Source organism: Streptomyces sp. NPDC016677 (assembly GCF_055562815.1).
On sequence record NZ_JBVHEO010000002.1, the window covers coordinates 855,281 to 877,852 of the forward strand.

At 72.9% G+C, this 22,572-nt stretch carries 21 protein-coding genes; 6 read left to right on the forward strand and 15 right to left on the reverse strand.

Annotation, left to right across the window (positions count from 1 at the left end; translation table 11 throughout):
* Positions 1 to 5 precede the first annotated feature (5 nt).
* From ACZ3IG_RS09130 to ACZ3IG_RS09195, 14 genes are all read right to left on the reverse strand, one after another.
* On the reverse strand, positions 6 to 647 hold the full coding sequence (locus ACZ3IG_RS09130) for a phosphorylase family protein (RefSeq protein WP_467430335.1): 642 nt from the start codon (positions 645 to 647) through the stop codon (positions 6 to 8).
* On the reverse strand, positions 647 to 2,677 hold the full coding sequence (shc, locus tag ACZ3IG_RS09135; RefSeq protein WP_467430337.1) for a squalene--hopene cyclase: 2,031 nt from the start codon (positions 2,675 to 2,677) through the stop codon (positions 647 to 649). Before shc ends, ACZ3IG_RS09130 begins: the two co-directional genes overlap by 1 nt.
* Before the next feature lie 107 nt (positions 2,678 to 2,784).
* Positions 2,785 to 3,849, reverse strand: a complete 1,065-nt coding sequence (locus tag ACZ3IG_RS09140) for a polyprenyl synthetase family protein (protein ID WP_467430568.1) — start codon at positions 3,847 to 3,849, stop codon at positions 2,785 to 2,787.
* A gap of 65 nt (positions 3,850 to 3,914) precedes the next feature.
* On the reverse strand, positions 3,915 to 5,333 hold the full coding sequence (hpnE, locus tag ACZ3IG_RS09145; RefSeq protein WP_467430339.1) for a hydroxysqualene dehydroxylase HpnE: 1,419 nt from the start codon (positions 5,331 to 5,333) through the stop codon (positions 3,915 to 3,917).
* The gene (locus ACZ3IG_RS09150; RefSeq protein ID WP_467430340.1) at positions 5,330 to 5,443 is read right to left on the reverse strand and encodes a DUF6380 family protein; all 114 of its coding nucleotides are present in this window, start codon (positions 5,441 to 5,443) and stop codon (positions 5,330 to 5,332) included. The genes hpnE and ACZ3IG_RS09150 overlap by 4 nt, the downstream gene beginning before the upstream one ends.
* Positions 5,443 to 6,390: a presqualene diphosphate synthase HpnD gene (gene hpnD, locus ACZ3IG_RS09155; protein WP_467430342.1), complete on the reverse strand. Its 948-nt coding sequence runs from the start codon at positions 6,388 to 6,390 to the stop codon at positions 5,443 to 5,445. Before hpnD ends, ACZ3IG_RS09150 begins: the two co-directional genes overlap by 1 nt.
* Positions 6,387 to 7,289 carry a squalene synthase HpnC gene (hpnC, locus tag ACZ3IG_RS09160; protein WP_467430343.1) on the reverse strand — a complete coding sequence of 301 codons (903 nt, stop codon included), beginning with the start codon at positions 7,287 to 7,289 and terminating at the stop codon, positions 6,387 to 6,389. Before hpnC ends, hpnD begins: the two co-directional genes overlap by 4 nt.
* A gap of 360 nt (positions 7,290 to 7,649) precedes the next feature.
* Complete coding sequence (locus ACZ3IG_RS09165) at positions 7,650 to 8,429, reverse strand: ABC transporter ATP-binding protein (RefSeq protein WP_467430344.1); 780 nt, start codon at positions 8,427 to 8,429, stop codon at positions 7,650 to 7,652.
* Positions 8,422 to 9,357, reverse strand: coding sequence for an ABC transporter permease (locus tag ACZ3IG_RS09170; protein ID WP_467430346.1), 936 nt, complete (start codon positions 9,355 to 9,357; stop codon positions 8,422 to 8,424). Before ACZ3IG_RS09170 ends, ACZ3IG_RS09165 begins: the two co-directional genes overlap by 8 nt.
* A 95-nt stretch (positions 9,358 to 9,452) precedes the next feature.
* Positions 9,453 to 10,325: a glycosyltransferase family 2 protein gene (locus ACZ3IG_RS09175; protein ID WP_467430569.1), complete on the reverse strand. Its 873-nt coding sequence runs from the start codon at positions 10,323 to 10,325 to the stop codon at positions 9,453 to 9,455.
* An 8-nt stretch (positions 10,326 to 10,333) separates the two neighbouring features.
* The gene (locus ACZ3IG_RS09180; protein ID WP_467430348.1) at positions 10,334 to 11,077 is read right to left on the reverse strand and encodes a CDP-alcohol phosphatidyltransferase family protein; all 744 of its coding nucleotides are present in this window, start codon (positions 11,075 to 11,077) and stop codon (positions 10,334 to 10,336) included.
* Between the two features lie 13 nt (positions 11,078 to 11,090).
* On the reverse strand, positions 11,091 to 12,152 hold the full coding sequence (locus tag ACZ3IG_RS09185; protein ID WP_403543436.1) for an iron-containing alcohol dehydrogenase family protein: 1,062 nt from the start codon (positions 12,150 to 12,152) through the stop codon (positions 11,091 to 11,093).
* Positions 12,140 to 12,895: a phosphocholine cytidylyltransferase family protein gene (locus ACZ3IG_RS09190; protein ID WP_467430350.1), complete on the reverse strand. Its 756-nt coding sequence runs from the start codon at positions 12,893 to 12,895 to the stop codon at positions 12,140 to 12,142. The genes ACZ3IG_RS09185 and ACZ3IG_RS09190 overlap by 13 nt, the downstream gene beginning before the upstream one ends.
* The gene (locus ACZ3IG_RS09195; protein ID WP_467430353.1) at positions 12,892 to 14,706 is read right to left on the reverse strand and encodes a DUF5941 domain-containing protein; all 1,815 of its coding nucleotides are present in this window, start codon (positions 14,704 to 14,706) and stop codon (positions 12,892 to 12,894) included. The genes ACZ3IG_RS09190 and ACZ3IG_RS09195 overlap by 4 nt, the downstream gene beginning before the upstream one ends.
* Positions 14,707 to 15,144: 438 nt before the next feature.
* Here ACZ3IG_RS09195 and ACZ3IG_RS09200 point away from each other — a divergent pair, with 438 nt between their 5' ends.
* Both ACZ3IG_RS09200 and idi read left to right on the forward strand, forming a co-directional pair.
* Complete coding sequence (locus ACZ3IG_RS09200; protein ID WP_467430355.1) at positions 15,145 to 16,089, forward strand: cation diffusion facilitator family transporter; 945 nt, start codon at positions 15,145 to 15,147, stop codon at positions 16,087 to 16,089.
* Between the two features lie 284 nt (positions 16,090 to 16,373).
* The gene (gene idi / locus ACZ3IG_RS09205) at positions 16,374 to 16,967 is read left to right on the forward strand and encodes an isopentenyl-diphosphate Delta-isomerase (protein ID WP_467430356.1); all 594 of its coding nucleotides are present in this window, start codon (positions 16,374 to 16,376) and stop codon (positions 16,965 to 16,967) included.
* Between the two features lie 29 nt (positions 16,968 to 16,996).
* On the opposite strand, the gene ACZ3IG_RS09210 is transcribed toward idi, so the two are convergent.
* Positions 16,997 to 17,515, reverse strand: a complete 519-nt coding sequence (locus tag ACZ3IG_RS09210; RefSeq protein WP_467430570.1) for an ATP-binding protein — start codon at positions 17,513 to 17,515, stop codon at positions 16,997 to 16,999.
* 281 nt (positions 17,516 to 17,796) lie between these two features.
* On the opposite strand from ACZ3IG_RS09210, the gene ACZ3IG_RS09215 reads away from it, so the two are divergent.
* The 4 genes from ACZ3IG_RS09215 (at position 17,797) to ACZ3IG_RS09230 (ending at position 22,564) form a co-directional block, all read left to right on the forward strand.
* Positions 17,797 to 18,552 carry an enoyl-CoA hydratase/isomerase family protein gene (locus ACZ3IG_RS09215; RefSeq protein WP_467430357.1) on the forward strand — a complete coding sequence of 252 codons (756 nt, stop codon included), beginning with the start codon at positions 17,797 to 17,799 and terminating at the stop codon, positions 18,550 to 18,552.
* A gap of 52 nt (positions 18,553 to 18,604) precedes the next feature.
* Positions 18,605 to 19,474, forward strand: coding sequence for an SCO6745 family protein (locus ACZ3IG_RS09220; protein WP_467430359.1), 870 nt, complete (start codon positions 18,605 to 18,607; stop codon positions 19,472 to 19,474).
* Positions 19,475 to 19,959: 485 nt separating this feature from the next.
* On the forward strand, positions 19,960 to 20,091 hold the full coding sequence (locus tag ACZ3IG_RS09225) for an LPFR motif small protein (RefSeq protein ID WP_252100478.1): 132 nt from the start codon (positions 19,960 to 19,962) through the stop codon (positions 20,089 to 20,091).
* Positions 20,092 to 20,194: 103 nt separating this feature from the next.
* Positions 20,195 to 22,564: a Tex family protein gene (locus ACZ3IG_RS09230; RefSeq protein WP_467430361.1), complete on the forward strand. Its 2,370-nt coding sequence runs from the start codon at positions 20,195 to 20,197 to the stop codon at positions 22,562 to 22,564.
* Positions 22,565 to 22,572 lie beyond the last annotated feature (8 nt).

A 22,572-nucleotide genomic window follows, 5' to 3' on the forward strand; every position in this document is an offset into this window, starting at 1 on the left:
CTGGCTCACCTCCGGGGGAGCAACAAAGAACGGTGCCATTCATAGAAAGCAGGAAGAACGGAACGAAGGACACGGAAAGCCGATATTCCACCGCGTACCGTGCCGATCCGGACGAGTTCATGTTCTGGAGCGTCCACGACCACCCGCACGGCCGCAACCGGGCGCGCGGCCGTCCGGACGGCGCTCAGAAGCGTGGCGGCGGACTCCATGTCGACCGCGATCGCGCCGGTCGCCCCCAGCTCGGCGCGCTCGGAGCCCCGGACCACGTGGTCGGAACCGGTCAGCGGCCCGGTGTGCACGGTGCGGCCGGGCACGGCCCGGGTCAGCGCCTTGACCAGCAGCTCGGTCCCCACGCAGCCCACGGTGCCGCGCGGGGCCCGGGTCTCCTCGGCGACGACCAGGTCACCGGGGTGCATCCCCGGGGCGAGTCCCGCGCAGAAGCCGGTGGCCAGCACGGCGGCGCCGGCCAGCGCCGGGTCGGCCAGGACCCGGGTGACCGACCGCTCGGCCGCCTTGGGACCCATGCCCGTACGCAGGACGGTGACCGGCCCGTCCGCGCCGCCCCGGCCGCCCGAGCGCAGGGCGAGGTGCTCGATGCCGAGCGCGCAGGCGATCAGCAGCGGCGCCGCAACGGGCGGGCGGCTCATCAGCCCGCCTTCGCCTCGGCGAGGCGCGCGCCGCCGCCGGTCCTCGGCCGGGTGACGGCCGGTTCGCCGTGCACGTACCGGCCGAGCGCGGTGAGCGGGAAGACCTGTCGGTAGAGGTGGTAGTTGATGGAGAAGTCCCAGGGAAAGCCGGTGCCGGTGAAGTACGGCTCGTCCCAGGAGCCGTCCTCCCGCTGGGTGTCGGCGAGCCACCGCACGCCCCGCTCGACGGCCTTGGAGTCCTTCTCCCCCGCCGCCAGCAGGGCCATCAGGGCCCAGCCGGTCTGCGAGGCGGTCGAGGCGCCCCGGCCGCTCCACTCCCGCACGTACCGGTAGGAGCGCAGGTCCTCGCCCCAGCCGCCGTCGTCGTTCTGCACGGACTCCAGCCAGGCCACCGCGCGGCGGATCGCGGGGTGGGAGGCGGGCAGTCCGGCCGCGACCAGGGCGGGGACGACGGAGCCGGTGCCGTAGACGTAGTTGACGCCCCAGCGGCCGAACCAGGAGCCGTCCGCCTCCTGTTCGGCCAGCAGCCACTCGATGCCGCGCCGGGTGCGCGGGTCGTGGCTGAGGCCCTCGGCGGCGAGCATCTCGACGACATGCGCGGTGACATCGGCCGACGGCGGGTCGATGACCTCGCCGAAGTCGCAGAACGGCAGCCGGTTGGGGAAGGGGCTGGTGTTGTCGACGTCGAAGGCGCCCCAGGCGCCGTTCCTCGACTGCATGCCGAGGTTCCAGCGCACCCCGCGGCCGATGGCCTTCTCCACCCGTTCGGGGTCGTGGTGCTTGACGCGGCGCAGCGCGAGGACCACCTCGGCCGTGTCGTCGATGTCGGGGTAGTTGTCGTTGTGGAACTCGAACGCCCAGCCGCCGGGCGGCAGTCCGGGCCGCTTCACCGACCAGTCGCCGGGGCGCACGATCTGCTCGCCGAGCATCCAGTCCGCGGCCTTGACCAGCTGCGGGTGGTCGGCGGGCACGCCCGCGTCGGCCAGCGCGATGGTGGCCAGGCAGGTGTCCCACACCGGGGACTGACATGCCTCGATCATCCGGGCCCCGTCCTCGCGCCACACGGCGAACCGGTCCAGGGACTCCAGCCCGGCCCGCACGACGGGGTGTTCGAGGTCGTAGCCGAGCAGGTACAGGGCGATGATCGAGTACACGGCGGGCGGCTGGATGCCGCCCCAGCAGCCGTCGTTCTCCTGGCGCTCGATGATCCAGCGGGCTGCCGCGTTCATCGCGGCGCGGCGCGTACGGCGCGGGGCGACCTTGCGGAAGGCGTGCAGCGCCCGGTCGGCGCGCTGGAAGGCGCCGTCCCAGGTGATCGCCGGTGCGAGGGGCCGGCGCGGGTTGGGGTCGGCCGGGTCGGTGTGCAGTTCGTCCAGCGGGAAGGGCGCGGGCCTGACCGGACGCTTGGCCGACACGATGGTCAGCGGCACGATCGTCTGCCGGGCCCAGCAGCCGAAGTCGTAGATGTTGAGCGGCATCCAGGCCGGGAACCAGATGAGTTCCGGCGGGAGTTCGGGCAGGTCCTCCCACTTCCACCAGCCGAACAGGGCCAGCCAGATCCGGGTGAAGACCCGGGCGGCGGCGATGCCGCCCCGGCCGCGGATCCACTCGGCGGCCCGCGCCATGTGCGGGGCGTCCGGCGCGTCGCCGGCCAGGCGGAGGGCGACGTACGCCTCGATGGTGGTGGACAGTTCGCCAGGGCCGCCGTAGAAGGAGGCCCAGGTGCCGTCCTCGCGCTGCTCGCCGCGGATGAACAGGGCGGCGGCCCGGGTGGTGTCCTCGTCGAGGATGCCGAGGAACTGGCGGAGCAGCAGGTCTTCGGCGTCCATGGTGACGTTGGTCTCCAGGTCGCCCTTCCACCAGCCCTCCGCGTCCTGCCGCGCGAGCAGGAAGTCGGTGGCGCGCCGGGTGGCGCGGGCGGCGGCTTCTTGTACCCCGGCCGCCTCGGGGAGGGAGTTGTCGGTGTGGCTGGCCGCGGCTGCGCGGGGCGGCAGGGTGGCCCCGGTGCTTCCGTCGGTCGTCGCTGTCATGGCTTCCCCTTCGTGCAGTGTGCGTGTGCTGTCTGCTGCGGGTCCGCCGTCGGCCGGTGCGCGGGCACCGGCCGGCGACTAGGCGAGGACTATTCGACCGATACTGATCATCTCTTCCGTACGACGACGAAGTCGGCGAGCGCCGCGAACCGGTCCCGTACCTCCACGGGCATGTCGACGGCGTCGAGGGCTTCGATGGCGATGGTGTGCTGGCGGCGCGCCTCCTCGGCGCACCACTCGCGCCCGCCCGCCTCCTCGATGAGGGCGGCGCGGGCCGCGAACTCCTCCTCGGAGAAGTTCGCGAAGTCACTGCTCTTGGCGTCGGCGGCGAGGATCTCGCCGAGCCGTTCGGAGGCGGGGCCCCCGGCCGCGAGGGCGGCGACGACCGGGAGGGACTTCTTGCGCTGGCGCAGGTCGCTCCAGGTCTGCTTGCCGGTGGCGTCCGGGTCGCCCCAGATGCCGAGGAGGTCGTCGACGGCCTGGAAGGCGAGGCCCAGGTGGTAGCCGTACTTCTCCAGGACGTCGGCGGTCCGCTCGTCGGCGCCGCCGAGGACGGCGCCGATGGAGGAGGCGCAGGCGAGCAGGGCGCCGGTCTTGTTGCCCTCCATCTCCAGGCACTCCTCGACACTGACGCGGTCGCGGTGCTCGTAGGAGATGTCCTGGGCCTGACCGTCGATCAGGGCGCGGGAGGCGGCGGTCAGCCGGCGCGTGGCCCGGCCCGCCTCTACCGTGCCGATCTCCAGGAGCACCTCGTTGGCCAGGGCGAACAGGGCGTCACCGACCAGGATGGCCTGGGCGGGGCCGTGCACCTTCCAGACCGTGTCGCGGTGGCGGCGCTGTTCGTCGCCGTCCATCAGGTCGTCGTGGAGCAGGGAGAAGTTGTGGACCAGTTCGACGGCGACCGCGCCGGGGACGCCGGTGCGCGGGTCCGCCCCGGTGACCTCGGCGGAGAGCATCGCCAGCGCGGGCCGGACGGCCTTGCCGCCGTCGCCGTCGGCCGGCCTGCCCTGGGCGTCGATCCAGCCGAAGTGGTAGGCGGCGACGGTGTCCATGGGAGGCGCCAGACGGTCTACGGACGCCCGCAGCACCGGCGTGGCCAGGGTCCGGCCGCGCTCAAGGAGCGCGGTCACGTCCACCGTGGTCCGTCGGTCGGCCGCCGGGGCCGGGGGCACAGTGGGCACAGTCTCTCCTCCAGTTGCGGTACCGGGGGTGCGGTCGGTGCCACGCGGGTCGGTCCTCATGCCGCCTCCTCGAAGGAGTCCTCGAAGAAGTCGGGGAGGACGTCGCGGGACCGGCCCAGGGCGCCGAGCGCGGCGCCCGCCGCGCCGACACCGCTGCGGACCGCACTCTCCATGGTCGCGGGCCACCCGGTGGCGGTCCACGCTCCGGCCAGGTACAGGCCGGGTGCCTTGGTGCGGGCGCCGGGCCTGAGCCGCCCGACGCCGGGGGCGGGGGCGAACGTCGCGGTGCGCTCCCTGGTCACGAAGAAGTCCTCGACCCCGGCGCCCCGGGCCCGGGGCAGCAGCCGCTCCAGTTCGGGCAGGTACCGCTCCCGCAGCACGGCCACGGGGGCGTCGATCTCGTCCTGCGCGGCCGACTGCGACACCGCCAGGTACTGGCCCTCGCCCAGGCCGGAGGCGTCGGTGCGGTCGAACACCCACTGCAGCGGGGAGCCGAGGGCCGTGAGGAACGGGGTGTTCAGCACCTTGCGGTCGTAGACGACGTGGACGTTGAGGATCGGCGCGGTGCCGATCTCCAGGAGCCGTTCGGGGGCGTCGAGCGCGCCGGCGGGCAGCAGGCCGTGCGCCTCGCGCTGCGGTACGGCGAGGACGACCGCGTCCGCTTCGAGCGTCTCGCCGGGAACCTGAACGCTCCACCGTCCGTTTTCGTCTGTGGAGACGGAGGTGACGCGTGTACGGACCTCGGTACGGACGCCCGCGGAGTCGAGCGCCTTGCGGGCCAGCCGGTCGTGCAGTTCTCCCAGCGGGACGCGGGCCCACCCGATGTCGGCCGCGCCCGGGTCGGACAGCAGACCGGTCTTGAACACCATCGCGGCGAGCCCCAGGGAGCAGTCGCCCGCGACCGCGTTGAGGGTGGCGACCCCGACCAGGTCCCACAGGGCCTCGACGGCACGCGGTGACTGGCCGTGCGCGGCCAGCCAGCTGCCGAAGTCCTGGGTGTCCAGGGCGGGATCGGCGAGGTCGAGCCGGCCCAGCGCGAGCGCGGCGCGGACCGCCCCGGCCCGGTCGGCGAGCGGGAGGTGCGGATACGTGGCGAGGCTGCGCGCCAGGTGCAGGGGCACCGGCAGCGCGTCGCGCCGGATCCTGCCGAGCCGCCGTCCCTCGGGTCGGGCCACGTCGACGACGGGTACGTCGAGGCGTTCCTGCAGCGGTGCCAGTGCGGTGCCCTCGATGCGGTCGAGGAACCAGCGGTAGGCCGTGCAGCAGCGCAGATAGACGTGCTGGCCGTTGTCGACGGTGAGGCCGCCGCGCTGGAAGGAGAACGCGAGCCCGCCCAGCCGCGGCCTGCCCTCCAGGAGGGTGACGCGGACGCCGGCGTCGGCGAGCGCGAGCGCGGCGGTGACGCCGGCGAGCCCGCCGCCGACCACGACGGTGTGTCCCTTGGGGGTGTGCGGTGCGTCGTCGCCGTGGGTCATCGTGCGCCCTCCCCCGTCGGGCCTGCCGTTGCCGTCAGGGACGCGGCGGAACGACGGAGGGTTGCCCGCCGTTTCTCCCCGGCCTCCTCGCCCTGGACCGTGGTGCCCATCAGACGCGCCTCCTGACGGTCCGTCGCGTGACGTGCCGGGCGTCCAGGCCGGACAGGCCGCGCACGGCGACGTACGCCTTCTCGCGTCCGGGCAGCGAGACCCGGCCGCGCAGCACGGCCTCGGGGTCGCGCTCGATGCGGTCGAGCAGGCGGCGGTAGATGCCGGCCATGGCGGCGACGCAGGCGCCGCTGCGCCGGTCGAGCAGGGGGAGCAGCCGGTAGCCCTCGGCGAAAAGGGCGCGGGCCCGACGCACTTCGAAGTGCACGAGGCCCGCGAAGTCGGAGCCCTCCGGTGGTTTCGGTCCCTTGAACCCGGCCGAGCAGCCGAACTTGGCGAGGTCGTCGGCGGGCAGATAGGTCCGCCCGTCCTCGGCGTCCTCGCGGACGTCCCTGAGGATGTTGGTGAGCTGGAGGGCGAGCCCGAGCGTGTCGGCGTACTCGGGTGCGCGCTCGGCGCCGCGCGCGCCCCGTTCGGTGCCGAAGACGCCGAGCGAGAGCCGCCCGATGGCGCCGGCCACGCACCGGCAGTAGACCTTCAGGTCGTCCCAGGTCTCGTACGTCTCGCCGCGCAGGTCCATCCGGACGCCGTCGATCAGCTCGTCGAGCCCGCCGAGCGGGATCGGGAAACGCCGCGCGGCGTGCGCGAGGGCGACCGCTACCGGGTCGGTGTCGTCCTCGTCGACGGCGCCCTCGCGGATCCGGGCGAGCAGCGCCCGGGTGTCGTCGAGCCTGGCCACCTTGACGTCGGGGGCGAGTACGCCGTCGCCGATGTCGTCGACGCGCCGCGAGAACGCGTACAGCGCCGACATCGCCCGCCGCTGGGGCGTGGGCAGCAGTCGGATGCCGTACGCGAAGTTACGGGCCTGCTGTCCGGTGACGGCCTCGCAGTAGCTGTACGCGGCGAGTACCGGTGCGGACACGGGTGCTGACTCCACCGTCCGGATCACCCCTCTCCTCGCAGAGTCGCGCCCGCCTCGCGCAGCAACTGCACCTTGCCGGGCTTGGGCGGGCCGGGAAGTACGTCGAATTCGGCGGCGGCGATCGCCCGGAGCGCCGCCCTTCCTCCCGCCACGAAGCCGGCCAGCAGCAGTCTGAGCCTGCCGTGGACGCTACCCACCAGCGGGGCGCCTTCATCCAGGAGGTCACGGGCGCGTTGTGCTTCGTAGGCAATCAGCGCGCGCACCGATGCGCCAGCGGTTTTCGCGGCGAGGTCGGCTTCCTGGACGTGGAAGCGTTTCATGTCCTCGGCGGGCAGGTAGATCCGGTCCCGGGCCAGGTCCTCGGCGACGTCCTGGAGGTGCTCGACGATCTGCAGGGCCGTGCAGATCGCGTCGGAGCGGCGGACGCGCTCGGGTGTGGAGGTGCCGGTGACGGCGAGCACCAGGCGGCCGACCGGGTTGGCCGACAGCTCGCAGTAGGCGAGGAGGTCGTCGTAGGTCTCGTAGCGGGAGACCAGCTGGTCCTGGCGGTTGGCGGCGATCAGGCCGAGGAAAGGTTCAGGCGTCAGCGCGCGGCGGCGCACGGTCGGCTGGAGGCGGCGCAGGATGGGGTGGTGCGGGGTGGCGTCGAAGACCCGGCGCAGGTCGGTCTCGTAGGCGTCGAGCAGGACGGTCCGGTCGCCGGCCCGCTCCGGCGGGACGCCGAGGAGGCGGGCGTCGGCGCCGCCGGGGGCCAGGTCGCCGTCGCCGATGTCGTCGACCAGGCGGGCGAAGCCGTAGACGGCCATGAGGTCGGCGCGCCACTCGCGGGGCAGGAAAAAGGGGGCCACGGGGAAGTTCTCCCCCGCGGCCTTGTCGAGCGTGCCGCGCTCCGGGTCGACGGCTTGTGCCGTCCCGGTGGCCGTCATCGCCGGCCGCCGGGGGCGGGGACGGCGCACGCCTCGCGGCGATGGGGAGTCTCCGTAGCCATTGCCGTCACATCTCCCGTTCTACACTGCCTACGCAATACACACTATTTCGGACACGCCGCCCGGCTGCCCGTGCGGCAGCCCCGACAGAGGGTGCCGGGCATTATCGCCCCATGTGCCGCGTTTCGGGACCGGTACAGCTTACGTTGTACAACTCATCGAGCTGCGCGGGGGCCGTCCGCACATCACAACAACACACCGATTGGCTTCAAGATTCCTATGGCCGACCGGAGTTGACGCTTCCTTTGCGGACGCGAGACCCCGTCGGAACGGTTCCGGCGGGGTCCGGCGGCCGTACGGTCACTTGCCGACGAACTTCTCGTACTCCTTGAGCACCTCGTCCGTCGGGCCGTCCATGCGCAGTTCGCCGCGCTCCAGCCACAGGACGCGGTCGCAGGTGTCGCGGATGGACTTGTTGTTGTGGCTGACCAGGAACACCGTCCCGGCTTCCTTGCGCAGCTCGCGGATGCGGGCCTCGGAGCGCTTCTGGAACTTGCGGTCGCCGGTGGCCAGGGCCTCGTCGATCATCAGGACGTCGTGGTCCTTGGCCGCGGCGATGGAGAAGCGCAGCCGGGCGGCCATGCCGGAGGAGTACGTGCGCATCGGGAGGGTGATGAAGTCGCCCTTCTCGTTGATGCCGGAGAAGTCGACGATGTCCTGGTAGCGCTCCTTGATCTGCTCCCGGGACATGCCCATGGCGAGGCCGCCGAGGATGACGTTGCGCTCGCCGGTCAGGTCGTTCATCAGGGCCGCGTTCACGCCGAGCAGGGAGGGCTGGCCGTCGGTGTAGACCTTGCCCCGCTCGGCGGGGAGCAGGCCGGCGATGGCGCGCAGCAGGGTGGACTTGCCGGAGCCGTTGGAGCCGATCAGGCCGATGGCCTCGCCCCGGTGGGCGACGAAGGAGACGCCCCGTACGGCGTGCACCTTGCGCACGCCGCGTTCCTCGCCGCGCCTGAGTATCCGGCTCAGGGCTGCGGTGGCGCTGCCCTTGCCGCCGCGGGCGCCGTTGACGCGGTAGACGATGTGCAGGTCGTCGGCGATGACGGTGGGGATCCGTGCGCCCTCGTACGGTTCAGCCACGGCCGTACCTCTCCTCGGCCTTCCAGAAGTAGACGAAGCCGACGGCACCGGCCAGGACCGCCCAGCCCAGGGCGAAGGCCCAGACGTGCGGCGGCAGGTAGGAGGAGCCGTAGCCGTCGATCAGCGCGAAGCGGATCAGGTCCATGTAGACGGCGGCCGGGTTCCACTGGAGGATGTCGCTGAGCCAGCCCGGCACGTCCTTGTCGGCGAGCATCGCCGGGATGGAGAACATCACGCCGGACGCGTACATCCAGGTGCGCATCACGAACGGCATCAGCTGGGCCAGGTCGGGGGTCTTGCTGCCCATCCGGGCGAAGATCAGCGCGAGGCCGGTGTTGAAGACGAACTGGAGAGCCAGCGCGGGCACCACCAGCAGCCAGCCGAGGCTCGGGTAGCTGCCGAAGCCGATCATGATGATGACCAGCACGATCATCGAGTACAGCAGTTGCTGGAGCTGCTGGAGCGCGAAGGAGACGGGCAGCGAGGCCCGGGGGAAGTGCAGCGCGCGGACCAGGCCCAGGTTGCCGGAGATGGCGCGGACGCCCGCGAGCACCGAGGACTGCGTGAAGGTGAAGACGAACACGCCGGTGACCAGGAACGGCACGTAGATGTCGTGCGGGATGCCCCGGCGGGCGCCGAGCAGCAGGCCGAAGATGAAGAAGTAGACGGCGGCGTTCAGCAGCGGGGTGGCCACCTGCCAGAGCTGGCCGAGTCTGGCCTGGCTGTACTGGGCCGTCAGCTTCGCCCGTGAGAAGGCGAGGATGAAGTGCCGCCGGTCCCAGAGCTGGCGGACGTACTCGACGAGTGAGGGCCGGGCGCCGCTCACGGACAGGCCGTACTTCTCGGCGAGCTGTGCCGCCGTGAGGCCCTCGTCGGATGGCACGGGCCTGGTCGCCGCGACCGTGCCGTCGTGCGTTGTCTCACTCACTAGTGGAAACTTTCGTCTTCGAAGATGCGCGGCCGGTACCGGCCTGGCGCATCCCGCGGTTCTCGGACCGCGGGATGCCCCGGGGTACGAGCTTCTCAGATCACGGGGGGCCGGCCCAGCCGGGTCAGCCGCCACACCGTACGCCACTTCATGGGCCGGCGGGGACCGCAGGGCGTGGTCCAGCCTTCCCGGAAGCCGCCGAACCACGCCTTCAGCGCGGGGCGCGAGGGGCGGCGGGCGAGCGTGAGCAGCATCCAGACGCCGAGGTAGACCGGGACCAGGGGGGCGGGCAGGTTGCGGCGGGCCAGCCAGACCCGGTTGCGGGCGACCATGCGGTGGTAGACCGCGTGCCGCGAGGGCGCGGTCGTGGGGTGATACAGCACCATGTCCGACCGGTAGTCGATCATCCAGCCCGCGTCGAGCGCCCGCCAGGCCAGGTCGGTCTCCTCATGGGCGTAGAAGAACGCGTCCGGCAGGCCGCCGACCTCCTTCAGGACCGCGGTCCGTACGGCGTTGGCGCCGCCGAGGAAGGTGGTGACCCGGGAGGAGCGCATCGGGTCGGCGGCGCGCAGCCGGGGGACGTGGCGGCGCTGGGTCTCGCCGGTGGCCGGGTCGGCGATGCGGAAGCTGACGATGCCGAGCTTCGGATCGGCGGCGAAGGCCTTCCGGCACAGTTCGGCGGTGTCGGTACGGGCGAGCAGGCCGTCGTCGTCGAGGAACAGCAGGATGTCGACCTCGCTGCCGCCGGGGCCGAAGGCCTCTATGCCGACGTTGCGGCCGCCGGGGATGCCGAGGTTCTCCGGCAGTTCCACGGTGCGCACGCCGTCGGGCACGTCCGGCACGGGCGAGCCGTTGCCGACGACCACGACCTGCACCGGCTCGCCGTCCTGCTTGACGACCGAGTCGATCAGGGCGCGCAGTTCGTCGGGGCGGTTGCCCATGGTGATGATGACGGCGCCGACCTTCATGGGGCGGCTCACTTCAGCCTGCTGGAGGCCAGGACGGACACCAGGTGCAGCAGGGTCTGGAGGAGGGCGATGCCGGCCAGGACAGCGGTGCCGAGGCGGGTGAAGAACAGGTCGCCGCGGACGTGGTCCACGATGGCCAGGACCAGGATCAGCAGGGACGCCTCGATGCCGAGGATGAGGCGGTGGAACTTGAGCATGGCGGCGGCCCGGCGGGCCAGGGCCATGCCGGAGGAGCGCATCTCGGCGGCGGCCTCCTTGACCGGGGGCATCCCGTTCTGGTGGCGGGCGACGCCGACCAGGTCGGTCTCGGCCTTGATCAGGATGGCGCCGAGCGCGGCCAGGGTGCCGAGGAAGGCCCACAGCCAGTCGATCCGCCCGGTGCCCCACAGGTCGGCGGCGCGCAGGCCGAGGCCGACCAGGACGGCGGCGTCGGTGAGGTAGGCGCCGACCCGGTCCAGGTACACGCCGCCGAGCGAGTACTGCTTCTTCCAGCGGGCGATCTCGCCGTCGACGCAGTCCAGCAGCAGGTAGAGCTGGACCGCGACGACGCCGAGCACGGCGCCCCAGACCCCCGGCACCAGCAGCGCCGGGGCGGCGAGCACGCCGCAGACGGTCATCAGGTACGTGAGCTGGTTCGGCGTGACCCTGGTGTTCACCAGGTAGCGGTCGACCCGCAGGGACACCTCGCGCATGTAGAGGCGTCCCATCCAGTGCTCACCGCTGCGCCGGTCCTTGACCCCGGCGGGGTGCACGACCGGACGTAGTTCAGCTACCGATGGCCTTGACATAGTCGGTGTAGACGTCCTTGATCTGGTCGGTTTTCAGGTCGAGGTGTTCGAGGATCGTGAATCGGCCGGGCCGGGTCTCGGGAGCGAACTCCACGGCGCGGACGAACTCCTCGGGGGTGAAGCCGATCTCCTCCGGCAGCACCGGCAGTCCGTGCCGGCGCAGCACCTCGGCCATGTACACCGACTCCTCGTGCGCCCCGCGCAGGTACATCGCGAAGGCCGCGCCCAGGCCGCACTGCTCGCCGTGGGCGGCGGCACGCTTGGGGAAGAGCAGGTCGAAGGCGTGGTTGATCTCGTGGCAGGCCCCGGAGGACGGCCGTGAGTCGCCGGAGACGGACATGGCGATGCCGCTGAGCACCAGTGCCTCGCTCAGCACCTGGAGGAAGTCGTTGTCGCCGATGCCGCCGGGGTGGCGCAGCACGGCCTCGCCGGCCTGGCGGGCCATGGCGGCGGCCAGTCCGTCGATCCGCTCGCCCTTGATCCGGTTGGCCAGCTCCCAGTCGGCGATCGCGGAGATGTTGGAGACGGCGTCGCCGATGCCGGCCCGTACGTAGCGCACCGGGGCCTCGCGGATGACGTCGAGGTCGATGACGACGGCGATCGGGTTGGGCACGCCGTAGGAGCCGCGGCCCGCGTCGTTGTCGAGGGTCGCGACCGGGGAGCACAGGCCGTCGTGCGCGAGGTTGGTCGGCACGGCGACCAGCGGCAGGCCGACGCGGGCGGCGGCGAACTTGGCGCAGTCGATGATCTTGCCGCCGCCGAGTCCGACGACGGCGTCGTAGTGGCCGGCCTTTATGTCGCCGGCCAGCCGGACCGCGTCGTCCAGGGTGCCGCCGCCGACCTCGTACCAGGTGGCGCCGGGCAGGGACGGGGCGACGCGCTCGCGCAGCCGGGCGCCGGAGCCGCCGCTGACGGCGACGGCGAGACGGCCGGAGTGCGAGATGCGCTCGTCGGCGAGGACACAGCCGAGGTCGTCGAGGGCGCCCGGGCGGATGTCGACGACCAGCGGCGAGGGGATCAGCCGGGTCAGTACTGGCATGCGATCTCCCGTCCACGGGCGAGATCGTCGTGGTTGTCGATCTCGACCCAGCTGACGTCGCCGATGGGGGCCACGTCGATGCGGAAGCCGCGGTTGACCAGTTCCTGGTAGCCGTGCTCGTAGAACTGCTGGGGGTCGGTCTCCCAGACCGTCTTCAGCGCGTCGGCCAGGTCGGGGGCGGCGTCGCCCTCGATGAGGGTGACGCCGATGTACTCGCCGGTCGCCTCGGCCGGGTCCATCAGCTTGGTGATCTTCGTCATCTTCCCCTCGGCGGGGTCGACGACGACCTTCATCTCCTCGTCGGCCAGCGACTTCACGGTGTCCAGGGCGAGGATGATCCTCTTGCCGTCACCACGCGCGGCGAGCAGTGTCTTCTCGACGGAGACCGGGTGCACGGTGTCGCCGTTGGCGAGGATCACGCCGTCCTTGAGGGCGTCACGCCCGCACCACAGGGAGTAGGCGTTGTTCCACTCCTCGGCCTTGTCGTTGTCGATGAGGGTCAGCTTGAGGCCGTACTTGGCCTCCAGGGCCGCCTTGCGCGCGTAGACGGCCTCCTTGCGGTAGCCGACGATGACCGCGACCTCGGTCAGGCCGATCTCGGCGAAGTTGCCGAGGGTCAGGTCCAGGACCGTGGGTTCGCCTTCTATGCCCGCGGGCCCCACCGGCACCAGCGCCTTCGGCAGGCTGTCGGTGTAGGGGCGCAGACGCCGTCCGGCGCCGGCCGCGAGCACGAGGCCGATCATGCGGTTTCTCCTTCGTCGTGTACGGCGGGTGAGCCGGCCCGGTGGGCGGACACCCAGTAGCGGATGCTCTCGACGAGCACCAGCAGGGCCACGGCCACGGCGAGGACCGTGAGCGCGACGGTGAACTGTGCGGCGGTGAGCAGCGCGGCCAGCAGGGCGACCAGCAGCGTGCGGCCCTCGTGTCCCCCGACGGCCCGGCGCAGCCAGTTCGGGGGCGCGTCCGCGCCGCCGCGGATGCGGTAGACCGTGTCGTAGTGATGGTAGGCGACCGCCGCCACCAGTCCGAAAGCCGCCGGCAGGGCTCCGTTCACGTCCGCTCGGGCCGCCAGCAGCAGGACGGTGCCGTACTCGGCGGCGCGGAAGAAGGGCGGGACCAGCCAGTCGAGGGCGCCCTTGAGGGGGCGCGCGACGGCGAGGGCCGAGGTCAGGGCGTACACGACGGCGGCGACCAGGGTCCAGGGGGTGCCGAAGCCGGTCAGCCCGGCCGTGGCGGCGACGGCGGCGCCGCCGATCAGGGCGGCGACCGGGGCGAGGCCGCCGGGCAGCCCGCGCACCACCCGGGCCGGCGCCTCGGCGAGCGGCCCGGTGTCCGCGAGGTCGGCCAGTGCCGTCGCGGCGCGGTCGGTGCGGCGGGCCTTGCGGGCCAGCGAGCGCAGGACGCGGCCGGCCGTGGTGTACGTGGCGGCGAAGGCGCAGCCGATCAGCAGGACGTAGAAGGTGATCCGGGGGGTGGTGGCGGCCGTGAGGACGGCGATCATGGCCCAGCGTTCGCCGATCGGCAGCACGATCATGCGGCGGACCCAGACCGTCCAGCCGACGCTGTCGAGCTTGCCGGAGAGGGCGGCGGTGGGACTGGTGTTGGCGGTGGCGTCAGTGCCTACGACGTGTGCCTCGTTGAAGGAGAAGTCGACCACGTGCCGGCAGGTCTGGAGGACCATCGCGCCGAGGGCCAGCGCCCATACGTCGTCGCCGCCGCGGGCGGCGCCGAGCGCGAGGCCGGCGTAGTAGGCGTACTCCTTGGCCCGGTCGAAGGTGGCGTCGAGCCAGGCGCCGAGGGTGGAGTACTGGAGGGAGTAGCGGGCGAGCTGGCCGTCGGTGCAGTCCAGCACGAAGGAGAAGAGGAGCAGGAGGCCGGCGGCGACGAAGCCGCCGCGGGTGCCGGTGGCCGCGCAGGCCGCCGCTATGAGCGCGGTGAGCAGGGAGGCGGTGGTGACCTGGTTGGGGGTCAGACCGCGGCGGGCGCACCAGCGGGCGAGGTAGCGGGAGTAGGGGCTGATGCAGAAGGTGGTGAAGAAGCCGTCGCGGGCCTTGACCGCCGACTTCAGGCGGACCGCCTCGTCGTCGACGGCGGCGACCGCCTGCCGGGCCTCGTTGCGGGCCTGCGGGTCGGCGGGTACGGCGGCGACCAGGCTGCCCAGCTCGGGCCGGTGCACCTCGGTGCCGTCCTCGCCGTCGAGGGCGGTGACGATGCGGTCGGCGAGGCTGTCGGCCAGGGTGGTGCCTCCGGCGGTGGAGGTCTGGCGGGCCATCGCGCGGGTCAGGGCCTGGCGTCCGGCCGGCTGGGCCGTCACGGCGCCCGGAACGGCGGCGAGCGGGAAGCGCGGGTCGGTGAGGCCGAGGCGCAGGGTGTGCAGGTGGCCGACGAAGCGGGCGTCGACCACGGCGACGCGTTCCCCGCCGGGTACCCGGGCCAGCTGGGTCTCGGCGTCGGCGGCGTCGGCCGCGAGGCGGACCTCGAAGCCCAGCTCCCGCAGATCCGCCTCGATCGACGAACCGGGAACCGGCTGACCGGTGAGGATGGCGGTCGACAACCGAACTCACTCCCTGGATGCCGACGCCGTGCGCCGGGCCTGTGCATGGTGGGGGCGCCTGTGTCCACAGCCCCCGGGCGGCATGTCGGCAGAGGTTATCGGATGACCGGAACGCCGTGTTCACCGGCCGTTTCACGGACGGTCGACACGACGTGCCCACGCCTTTGCCGCGATCATCATCGGGGATGCGGGGCCCGGCCCACAAACCGCGCCCCCGCCCGCACCGGACGGCGGCGGGCCGCGGAGCCCGGGTGGAGGGTGCGGCCGGGGGTACGCGAGGAGGCGGGCCGGCCGGGCGGACCACCTGTTCGCACACCCTGACCTGCGGAACGTTTGCGCAGGTCAGAGCAGATGACAACGGTGTTCAGTGCCGCGTTGCCGGATGGTGCCGGCCCGTAGTTCACTGTGCTCCCGGCGGACGACAGGGAGGCGGCTCTCATGGGGGCTGGGCACGATCACGGGCATGCCCACGGACACGGCGCGCCCGCCGGCGGTACGGCGACCGCGGCGTACCGGGGCAGGCTGCGGGTGGCGCTGGCGATCACGCTCACGGTCATGGTCGTGGAGATCGTCGGCGGCGTGCTGGCCGACTCGCTCGCGCTGGTCGCCGACGCGGCGCACATGGCGACGGACGCGGTGGGGCTGGGCATGGCCCTGCTGGCGGTCCACTTCGCCGGCCGGCCGCCCAGCGACCGGCGCACCTTCGGGCTGGCCCGGGCCGAGATCCTGGCCGCGCTGGCCAACTGTCTGCTGCTGCTCGGGGTGGGCGGATACGTCCTGTACGAGGCGGTCGAGCGGTTCGTCTCGCCGGCCGGGACCTCGGGCGGGCTGACCGTCGTCTTCGGTGCGATCGGCCTGGTGGCGAACTCGGTGTCGCTGGCGCTGCTGATGCGGGGCCAGGCGGAGAGTCTGAACGTGCGCGGCGCGTTCCTGGAGGTGGCGGCGGACGCGCTGGGGTCGGTCGCGGTGATCGTGTCCGCCCTGGTGATCGTCACCACCGGCTGGCAGGCCGCCGACCCGATCGCCTCGCTCGTCATCGGCGTGATGATCGTGCCGCGGACGGTGAAGCTGCTGCGCGAGACGCTGGACGTCCTGCTGGAGGCGGCACCGAAGGACGTCGACCTCGCCGAGGTACGGGCCCACATCCTGGCCCTCGACGGGGTCGAGGACATCCACGACCTGCACGCGTGGACGATCACGTCCGGCATGCCGGTGCTCTCCGCGCACGTGGTGGTCGGCTCGGAGGCACTGAGCGCGACCGGCCACGAGAGGATGCTCCACGAACTCCAGGGCTGCCTGGGCGACCACTTCGACGTGGAGCACTGCACCTTCCAGCTGGAGCCGGGCGGGCACGCGGAGCACGAGGCGCGGCTGTGCCACTGAGGCGACGGGGGCGCACGGGTATCGGGACGGGGCGCGTCTTCCGGGGAAGGCGCCCGGGAACGCAGCTGTCCGCCGGTCCGCGGGCGTCCTGATCCCCGGCAGGTCCGGCGCGGGCGGTTCCCCGTCGGCGGACCGGGCACGATCACCCGCCGGGCCCGCCCCGGCGCCCGGCCGTACGCTCCGGCCTCCCGGGCGACGGTGCCGGACATGCGGGCGGGGAAGTGCGGGGAGCACCGGCCGCGTACGGCACACTTGGGGCGCGAGGACCGATGCGAAGGATGGGTATGCCGATCACTCCTGCCACCGCGGCGAACAGTTCGTCGAGCGGCACCGCGGACGCGATTCTGCTGGAACTCGTCGACGAGGACGGCGCCACGATCGGCACCGCGGAGAAGCTCGCCGCGCACCAGCCGCCCGGGCGGTTGCACCGCGCCTTCTCGGTGTTCCTCTTCGACGAGCGCGGCCGGCTGCTGCTCCAGCAGCGGGCGCTCGGCAAGTACCACTCCCCCGGCGTGTGGTCCAACACCTGCTGCGGCCACCCCTACCCCGGCGAGTCGCCGTTCGCGGCGGCGGCCCGGCGGACCTTCGAGGAACTGGGGGTCTCCCCGTCACTGCTCGCCGAGGCGGGCACGGTGCGGTACAACCATCCGGACCCCGCCTCGGGCCTGGTGGAGCAGGAGTACAACCACCTCTTCGTGGGTCTGGTGCAGGCGGCGGCGCGGCCCGATCCGGCGGAGGTCGCCGGGACGGTCTTCGTCTCCCCGGCCGAGCTGGCCGAGCGGCACGCGCGGGACACCTTCTCGGCGTGGTTCATGACGGTGCTGGACGCGGCGCGTCCGGCCGTCCGCGAGCTGACGGGTCCGTCCGCCGGCTGGTGAGCCCCGGTCCGTGGAGCCGTGCGGACGCCCTACGGGAAGGCGGGCCCGAGCGGCAGGGCCACCCAGACCACCTTGCCGCCGTTCGCCGTGTGGGCGATGTCGCACGCCCCGCCGGCCTCCCGGGTGATCTCCCGGACCAGCAGCAGGCCCCGGCCACCGGTCCGGCCGTGGTCGGTCTCCAGGGCGGTCGGGCGGTAGGGGTGGTTGTCCTCGACGGACAGCCGGAGCCAGCCGGAGCCGACGGCGACCTCCACGGAGAGTGTCGGCGAGAGCACCGCCGCGTGCCGGACGGCGTTGGTGACCAGTTCGGAGACGATCAGCAGCAGCCCGTCCGCGACGTCCTCCGCGACCGGAACGCCCTGGTGGGCCAGGAGGTCGCGCACGGCGTGCCGCGCCTGCGGGACCGACGCCTCGACGGAGGGGGCGGTGAACCGCCAGACGCCTTCGTACGGCAAGGGATCCGCGCGGTCCGCGGGTCTTCCCGCCTCCGGATGCGGCTGGGGTCCCGGAATCGGAACCGTGCCGTCCTCCCGCTCGTGGTCGTCCATCGTCGGGTCGCCGCCCTTGCGCTCGATTGTCACCACACCCCTGAGTGTTGGTAACGAGTCGCTCCGCCCCGAGGTACTGAATGGAAGTCAGCGTGTATCGAACAGTTCTGACCGTTGGCGTATGACACAGTCAGTTGTGGGACTGATCCTGTCCCGGTTGCACCGTCTCGGCACACTATTCCGGTTGTGCTGGTTTGACCGTCGGACGGGCGGGACGTCGGGCGGACGGGACGACGGGAGAATCGGACCACCGGTTCGAACCGGCCGGTAACATCCGGCGCATGGAGCCCCAGTTGCTGCATCACGTCACGGACGCGGTGGCCACCGTCGTCGTCCACCACCCGGCCAAGCGCAACGCCATGACGGCCGCGATGTGGCGAGCGCTGCCCCCGCTGCTCGACGCCCTCGCCGCGGACCGGGCGGTCCGGGCGCTGGTGCTCACCGGCGCGGAGGGCACCTTCTGCGCCGGGGCCGACATCTCCACGCTGGCCGGCGGGCCGCGCGAGGCGCAGCGGCTGGCCGTGGACGCCGAGGAGGCCCTGGCGGCCTTCCCGAAGCCGACGCTGGCGGCGGTCCGCGGGCACTGCGTGGGCGGCGGGGTGCAGCTGGCCGCCGCCTGTGACCTGCGGTTCGCCGAGGAGGGGGCACTGTTAGGGGTGACCCCGGCCCGGCTGGGAGTGGTCTACCCGGCATCCGCCACCCGGCGGCTGACATCACTGGTGGGCCCGGCCGGCGCGAAGTACCTGCTGTTCTCGGGCGAGCTGGTCGGGACCGGGCGGGCGCTGCGCACGGGCCTGGTCGACGAGGTACTGCCGACGGGCGGGCTGGACGCGCGGGTCGCGGAGTTCACCCGGGTCCTGGTGGCGCGGTCGGGGCTGACCCAGGCGGCGGCGAAGGAGTTCGTGGACGGGCACACCGGCCGGGAGGCGTACTGGGCGGCACAGGCGGACGGCAGCGGCGACACGGCGGAGGGCGTCGCCGCGTTCCTGGAGCGCCGTCCGCCCCGGTTCACCTGGCACGCCCCCGCGTCGGATTGAACCGGCCGCACGACGGTTCCGCACATACTGACCGGTTGGTAACGTGCCCGGTATGACGACTGCCGCCATCGACCGGCGCCCCGGCCGCCGCTGCCACAACGTGCTCAACTCGCTGCACTCCACGCACTACTTCTCGCCCGACCTGGGCCGGGAACTGGGCGCCCTCGGGGTCACCGACCCCCGGGCCGTCAACTTCGCCGTACGGGCCGCCGCGCTGGGACCGGTCGGCGCGGGCGCGGTCAGCGCCGCCTTCTACAACTACAAGCACGAGCTGGTCGCCCGGCACGTCCCGGCCGTCTGGACGACGGTCACGCCGGAGCAGGCCCTCGCGGCACGCGCGCGTGCCGTCGACGCCACCCTGCGCCGGCTGCTGGGCGAGGATGCCCTGGTGTCGGCCGGGATGGCGGAGGCCGCCGGGCTGGCGCTGCGCGCCGCCGAGGGGTGTTCGCGCGCCGCCCGGCCGCTGTACTCCGCCCACGCCGACCTGCCGGTGCCCGACGCGCCGCACCTGGCGTACTGGCACGCGGCGACCCTGCTGCGCGAGCACCGCGGCGACGGGCACCTGGCCGTGCTCATGGCCGCGGGTCTGGACGGCCTGGAGGCGCTGGTGACGCACACCGCGACCGGCAAGGGGCTGGCTCCGAAGTGGGTGTTCGGCACGCGCGGCTGGTCCCAGGAGGAGTGGGACGCGGCCGTCGCCCGGCTGCGGGACCGCGGACTGCTCGACGCCGGCGGGGACCTGACCGAGGAGGGCGCGGCGCTGCGCGCGGAGATCGAGCGGGAGACGGACCGGCTGGACGCCGGCCCCTACGAGCACCTCGGCGCGGCGGGCGTCGCGCGGCTGACCGAACTGGGGTCGGCCTTCGCCCGCACCGCGCTGGGCGCGGGCGCCTTTCCCGCGGATCTCTTCGGGAAAGCGTGAGGGGCGGCGGGAAGGCCGTCGCGGGGTCCCAGGAAGGCCGGGGGCACACCGGTCGGCACGCGGGCCGGCGCAAGGCCGTACGAAGGCCGCGCACACCGGTCGGCACGAGAGCCGCCGCAAGGCCGGTGTGCGGGCCGGCGGCGGGCCCGAGCCCCGGCTGCCCATCGCGCTGGCCGCCCGCCGGCCGGACGCGGGGTGAGGATCGTCGCGCAGGGCCGACACCGGGCCGCTGTACGGGCCCGCTGTAGCGGCCGACGCGGGCGGCCCGCGTCGTACGCCCCGTACGGCGGCCGACGCGGGCCGCCGTACGGGGCGGCCTACGGGCCGTCGGCGGGGCCCGCCGTGCCGGCCATAGGCGGGGCGGTGCGTGGTGTCAGGCAGGTCGGGTACGCCGCGCTGATCGACTCGGCGGGCATAGTGGGGCCGCCGCGAGGTACCCGTTCTTCACCCGGTCGGACCGGCCGGGTGGACCGAGGGAGGCTCTTGTGTTCCGTGCCATCGCAGACGTGCTGCGCCAGATCGGCGGCGCCATCGCGACCGTCGTGACGCTGCCCTTCCGGGCCCTGGCCCGGCTCTTCGGCGGGGCGTCGAGCTCGACCCGCAGCCGCCGGGCCTGAGCGCGCCGCCTCCGACCTGCCCGGACGCCCGCCCTGATCCCCGAGTGTCGGTGCGGCCTGCCACAATTGCCGCGCAACCTCAGTGAGAAGGCGGTACGGGATCGTGACGACACCCGAGTCGATCGACGTTGGGTCCATCGAAGGCAGGATCGCCGAGGAGCTCGGCGTACGGGAGCGGCAGGTGAAGGCCGCGGTGGAACTGCTCGACGGCGGTTCGACCGTGCCCTTCATCGCCCGCTACCGCAAGGAAGCGACCGAGATGCTCGACGACGCGCAGTTGCGCACGCTCGAGGAGCGGCTGCGCTATCTGCGGGAGCTGGAGGACCGGCGGGCGGCGATCCTCGACTCGGTGCGTGAGCAGGGCAAGCTCACCGAGGAGCTGGAGGCGCGCATCCGGGGCGCCGAGACCAAGGCGCGCCTGGAGGACATCTACCTGCCGTACAAGCCCAAGCGGCGCACCAAGGCGCAGATCGCCCGCGAGGCCGGTCTGGAGCCGCTGGCCGAGGGCCTGCTGGCCGACCCGGGCGTCGAGCCCCTGGCGGCCGCCGCGGCGTTCGTCGACGCGGGCAAGGGCGTGGCCGATCCGCAGGCCGCCCTGGACGGGGCGCGGGCCGTCCTCACCGAGAAGTTCTCCGAGGACGCCGACCTGATCGGCGAGCTGCGCGAGCGGATGTGGACACGCGGGCGGCTGGCCGCCAAGGTGAAGGACGGCAAGGAGGAGGCGGGCGCCAAGTTCGCCGACTACTTCGACTTCGCCGAGCCGTTCACCGAGCTGCCCTCGCACCGGATCCTGGCGATGCTGCGCGGCGAGAAGGAGGACGTCCTCGACCTGGTGCTGGAGCCCGAGGAGCCGGCGGAGGGGCCCTCGTCGTACGAGGGGATCGTCGCGTCGCGGTTCGGGATCGCCGACCGGGGGCGCCCCGGTGACAAGTGGCTGACGGACACGGTCCGCTGGGCCTGGCGCACCCGCATCCTGGTCCACCTGGGCATCGACCTCAGGCTGCGGCTGCGGACGGCCGCCGAGGACGAGGCGGTGAACGTGTTCGCGGCCAACCTGCGCGACCTGCTGCTGGCCGCCCCGGCGGGCACCCGCGCGACCCTCGGCCTCGACCCCGGTTTCCGTACGGGCGTGAAGGTCGCCGTGGTCGACGCGACGGGCAAGGTGGTGGCGACCGACGTCATCCACCCGCACGTCCCGGCCAACAAGTGGGACGAGGCCATCGCGAAGCTGGCCAGGCTGGCGAAGGAGCACGCGGTCGAGCTGATCGCGATCGGCAACGGCACGGCGTCCCGCGAGACCGACAAGCTCGCCGGGGAACTGATCACCAGGCACCCCGAGCTGAAGCTCACCAAGGTGATGGTGTCCGAGGCGGGCGCCTCGGTGTACTCGGCCTCCGCGTTCGCCTCGCAGGAGCTGCCCGACATGGACGTCTCGCTGCGCGGCGCGGTGTCCATCGCCCGCCGGCTCCAGGACCCGCTGGCCGAGCTGGTGAAGATCGACCCGAAGTCGATCGGCGTCGGCCAGTACCAGCACGACCTGTCCGAGGTGAAGCTGTCGCGCTCCCTGGACGCGGTCGTCGAGGACTGTGTGAACGGTGTCGGGGTGGACGTCAACACCGCCTCCGCGCCGCTGCTCGCCCGCGTCTCGGGCATCACGTCGGGCCTCGCGGAGAACATCGTGGCCCACCGCGACGCCAACGGGCCGTTCAAGGCGCGGGGCGAGCTGAAGAAGGTCGCACGGCTGGGCCCGAAGGCGTACGAGCAGTGCGCGGGCTTCCTGCGGATCCGCGGCGGCGACGACCCGCTGGACGCGTCCAGCGTGCACCCGGAGGCGTACCCGGTGGTGCGCCGGATGGTGAAGACCGCCGGGCAGGAGGTGGCCTCGCTGATCGGGAACACCTCGGTGCTGCGGTCCCTGCGGGCGACCGACTTCGTGGACGAGACGTTCGGTCTGCCGACCGTGACGGACATCCTGAAGGAGCTGGAGAAGCCGGGCCGTGACCCGCGTCCCGCCTTCAGGACGGCCACCTTCAAGGAGGGCGTCGAGAAGATCTCCGACCTGTCCCCCGGGATGGTCCTGGAGGGTGTCGTGACGAATGTGGCGGCCTTCGGGGCGTTCATCGACATCGGTGTGCACCAGGACGGGCTGGCGCACGTCTCCGCGTTGTCGAAGACGTACGTGAAGGACCCCCGTGACGTGGTCAAGCCCGGGGACATCGTCAAGGTGAAGGTGCTGGACGTCGACATCCCGCGCAAGCGGATCTCGCTGACGCTGCGCCTGGACGACGAGGCGGCGCCCAAGGGCGAGCAGCAGCCGCGCCGGCAGCAGCGGGACGGGGGCGGCGGACGGCCGCCGAAGCAGCGTCAGCAGCCCTCCGGCGGGAAGGCCGGCGGCAAGGGCAAGGGGCGGTCGGCGCCGCCGCCCGCCAACAGCGCGATGGCCGACGCCCTGAAGCGGGCGGGGCTGGCGTGAGCGGGCGG

Bases quoted from the DNA above. Each gene is read 5' to 3' on its own strand.
- ACZ3IG_RS09215 (WP_467430357.1), top strand. From the start codon at position 17,797: ATGGAGCCCCAGTTGCTGCATCACGTCACGGACGCGGTGGCCACCGTC.
- ACZ3IG_RS09175 (WP_467430569.1), bottom strand. From the start codon at position 10,325: ATGAAGGTCGGCGCCGTCATCATCACCATGGGCAACCGCCCCGACGAA.
- hpnC (WP_467430343.1), bottom strand. From the start codon at position 7,289: ATGACGGCCACCGGGACGGCACAAGCCGTCGACCCGGAGCGCGGCACG.
- ACZ3IG_RS09200 (WP_467430355.1), top strand. From the start codon at position 15,145: ATGGGGGCTGGGCACGATCACGGGCATGCCCACGGACACGGCGCGCCC.
- ACZ3IG_RS09185 (WP_403543436.1), bottom strand. From the start codon at position 12,152: ATGCCAGTACTGACCCGGCTGATCCCCTCGCCGCTGGTCGTCGACATC.
- hpnE (WP_467430339.1), bottom strand. From the start codon at position 5,333: ATGACCCACGGCGACGACGCACCGCACACCCCCAAGGGACACACCGTC.
- ACZ3IG_RS09220 (WP_467430359.1), top strand. From the start codon at position 18,605: ATGACGACTGCCGCCATCGACCGGCGCCCCGGCCGCCGCTGCCACAAC.
- ACZ3IG_RS09130 (WP_467430335.1), bottom strand. From the start codon at position 647: ATGAGCCGCCCGCCCGTTGCGGCGCCGCTGCTGATCGCCTGCGCGCTC.
- shc (WP_467430337.1), bottom strand. From the start codon at position 2,677: ATGACAGCGACGACCGACGGAAGCACCGGGGCCACCCTGCCGCCCCGC.
- ACZ3IG_RS09150 (WP_467430340.1), bottom strand. From the start codon at position 5,443: ATGGGCACCACGGTCCAGGGCGAGGAGGCCGGGGAGAAACGGCGGGCA.
- ACZ3IG_RS09210 (WP_467430570.1), bottom strand. From the start codon at position 17,515: ATGGACGACCACGAGCGGGAGGACGGCACGGTTCCGATTCCGGGACCC.
- ACZ3IG_RS09190 (WP_467430350.1), bottom strand. From the start codon at position 12,895: ATGATCGGCCTCGTGCTCGCGGCCGGCGCCGGACGGCGTCTGCGCCCC.
- idi (WP_467430356.1), top strand. From the start codon at position 16,374: ATGCCGATCACTCCTGCCACCGCGGCGAACAGTTCGTCGAGCGGCACC.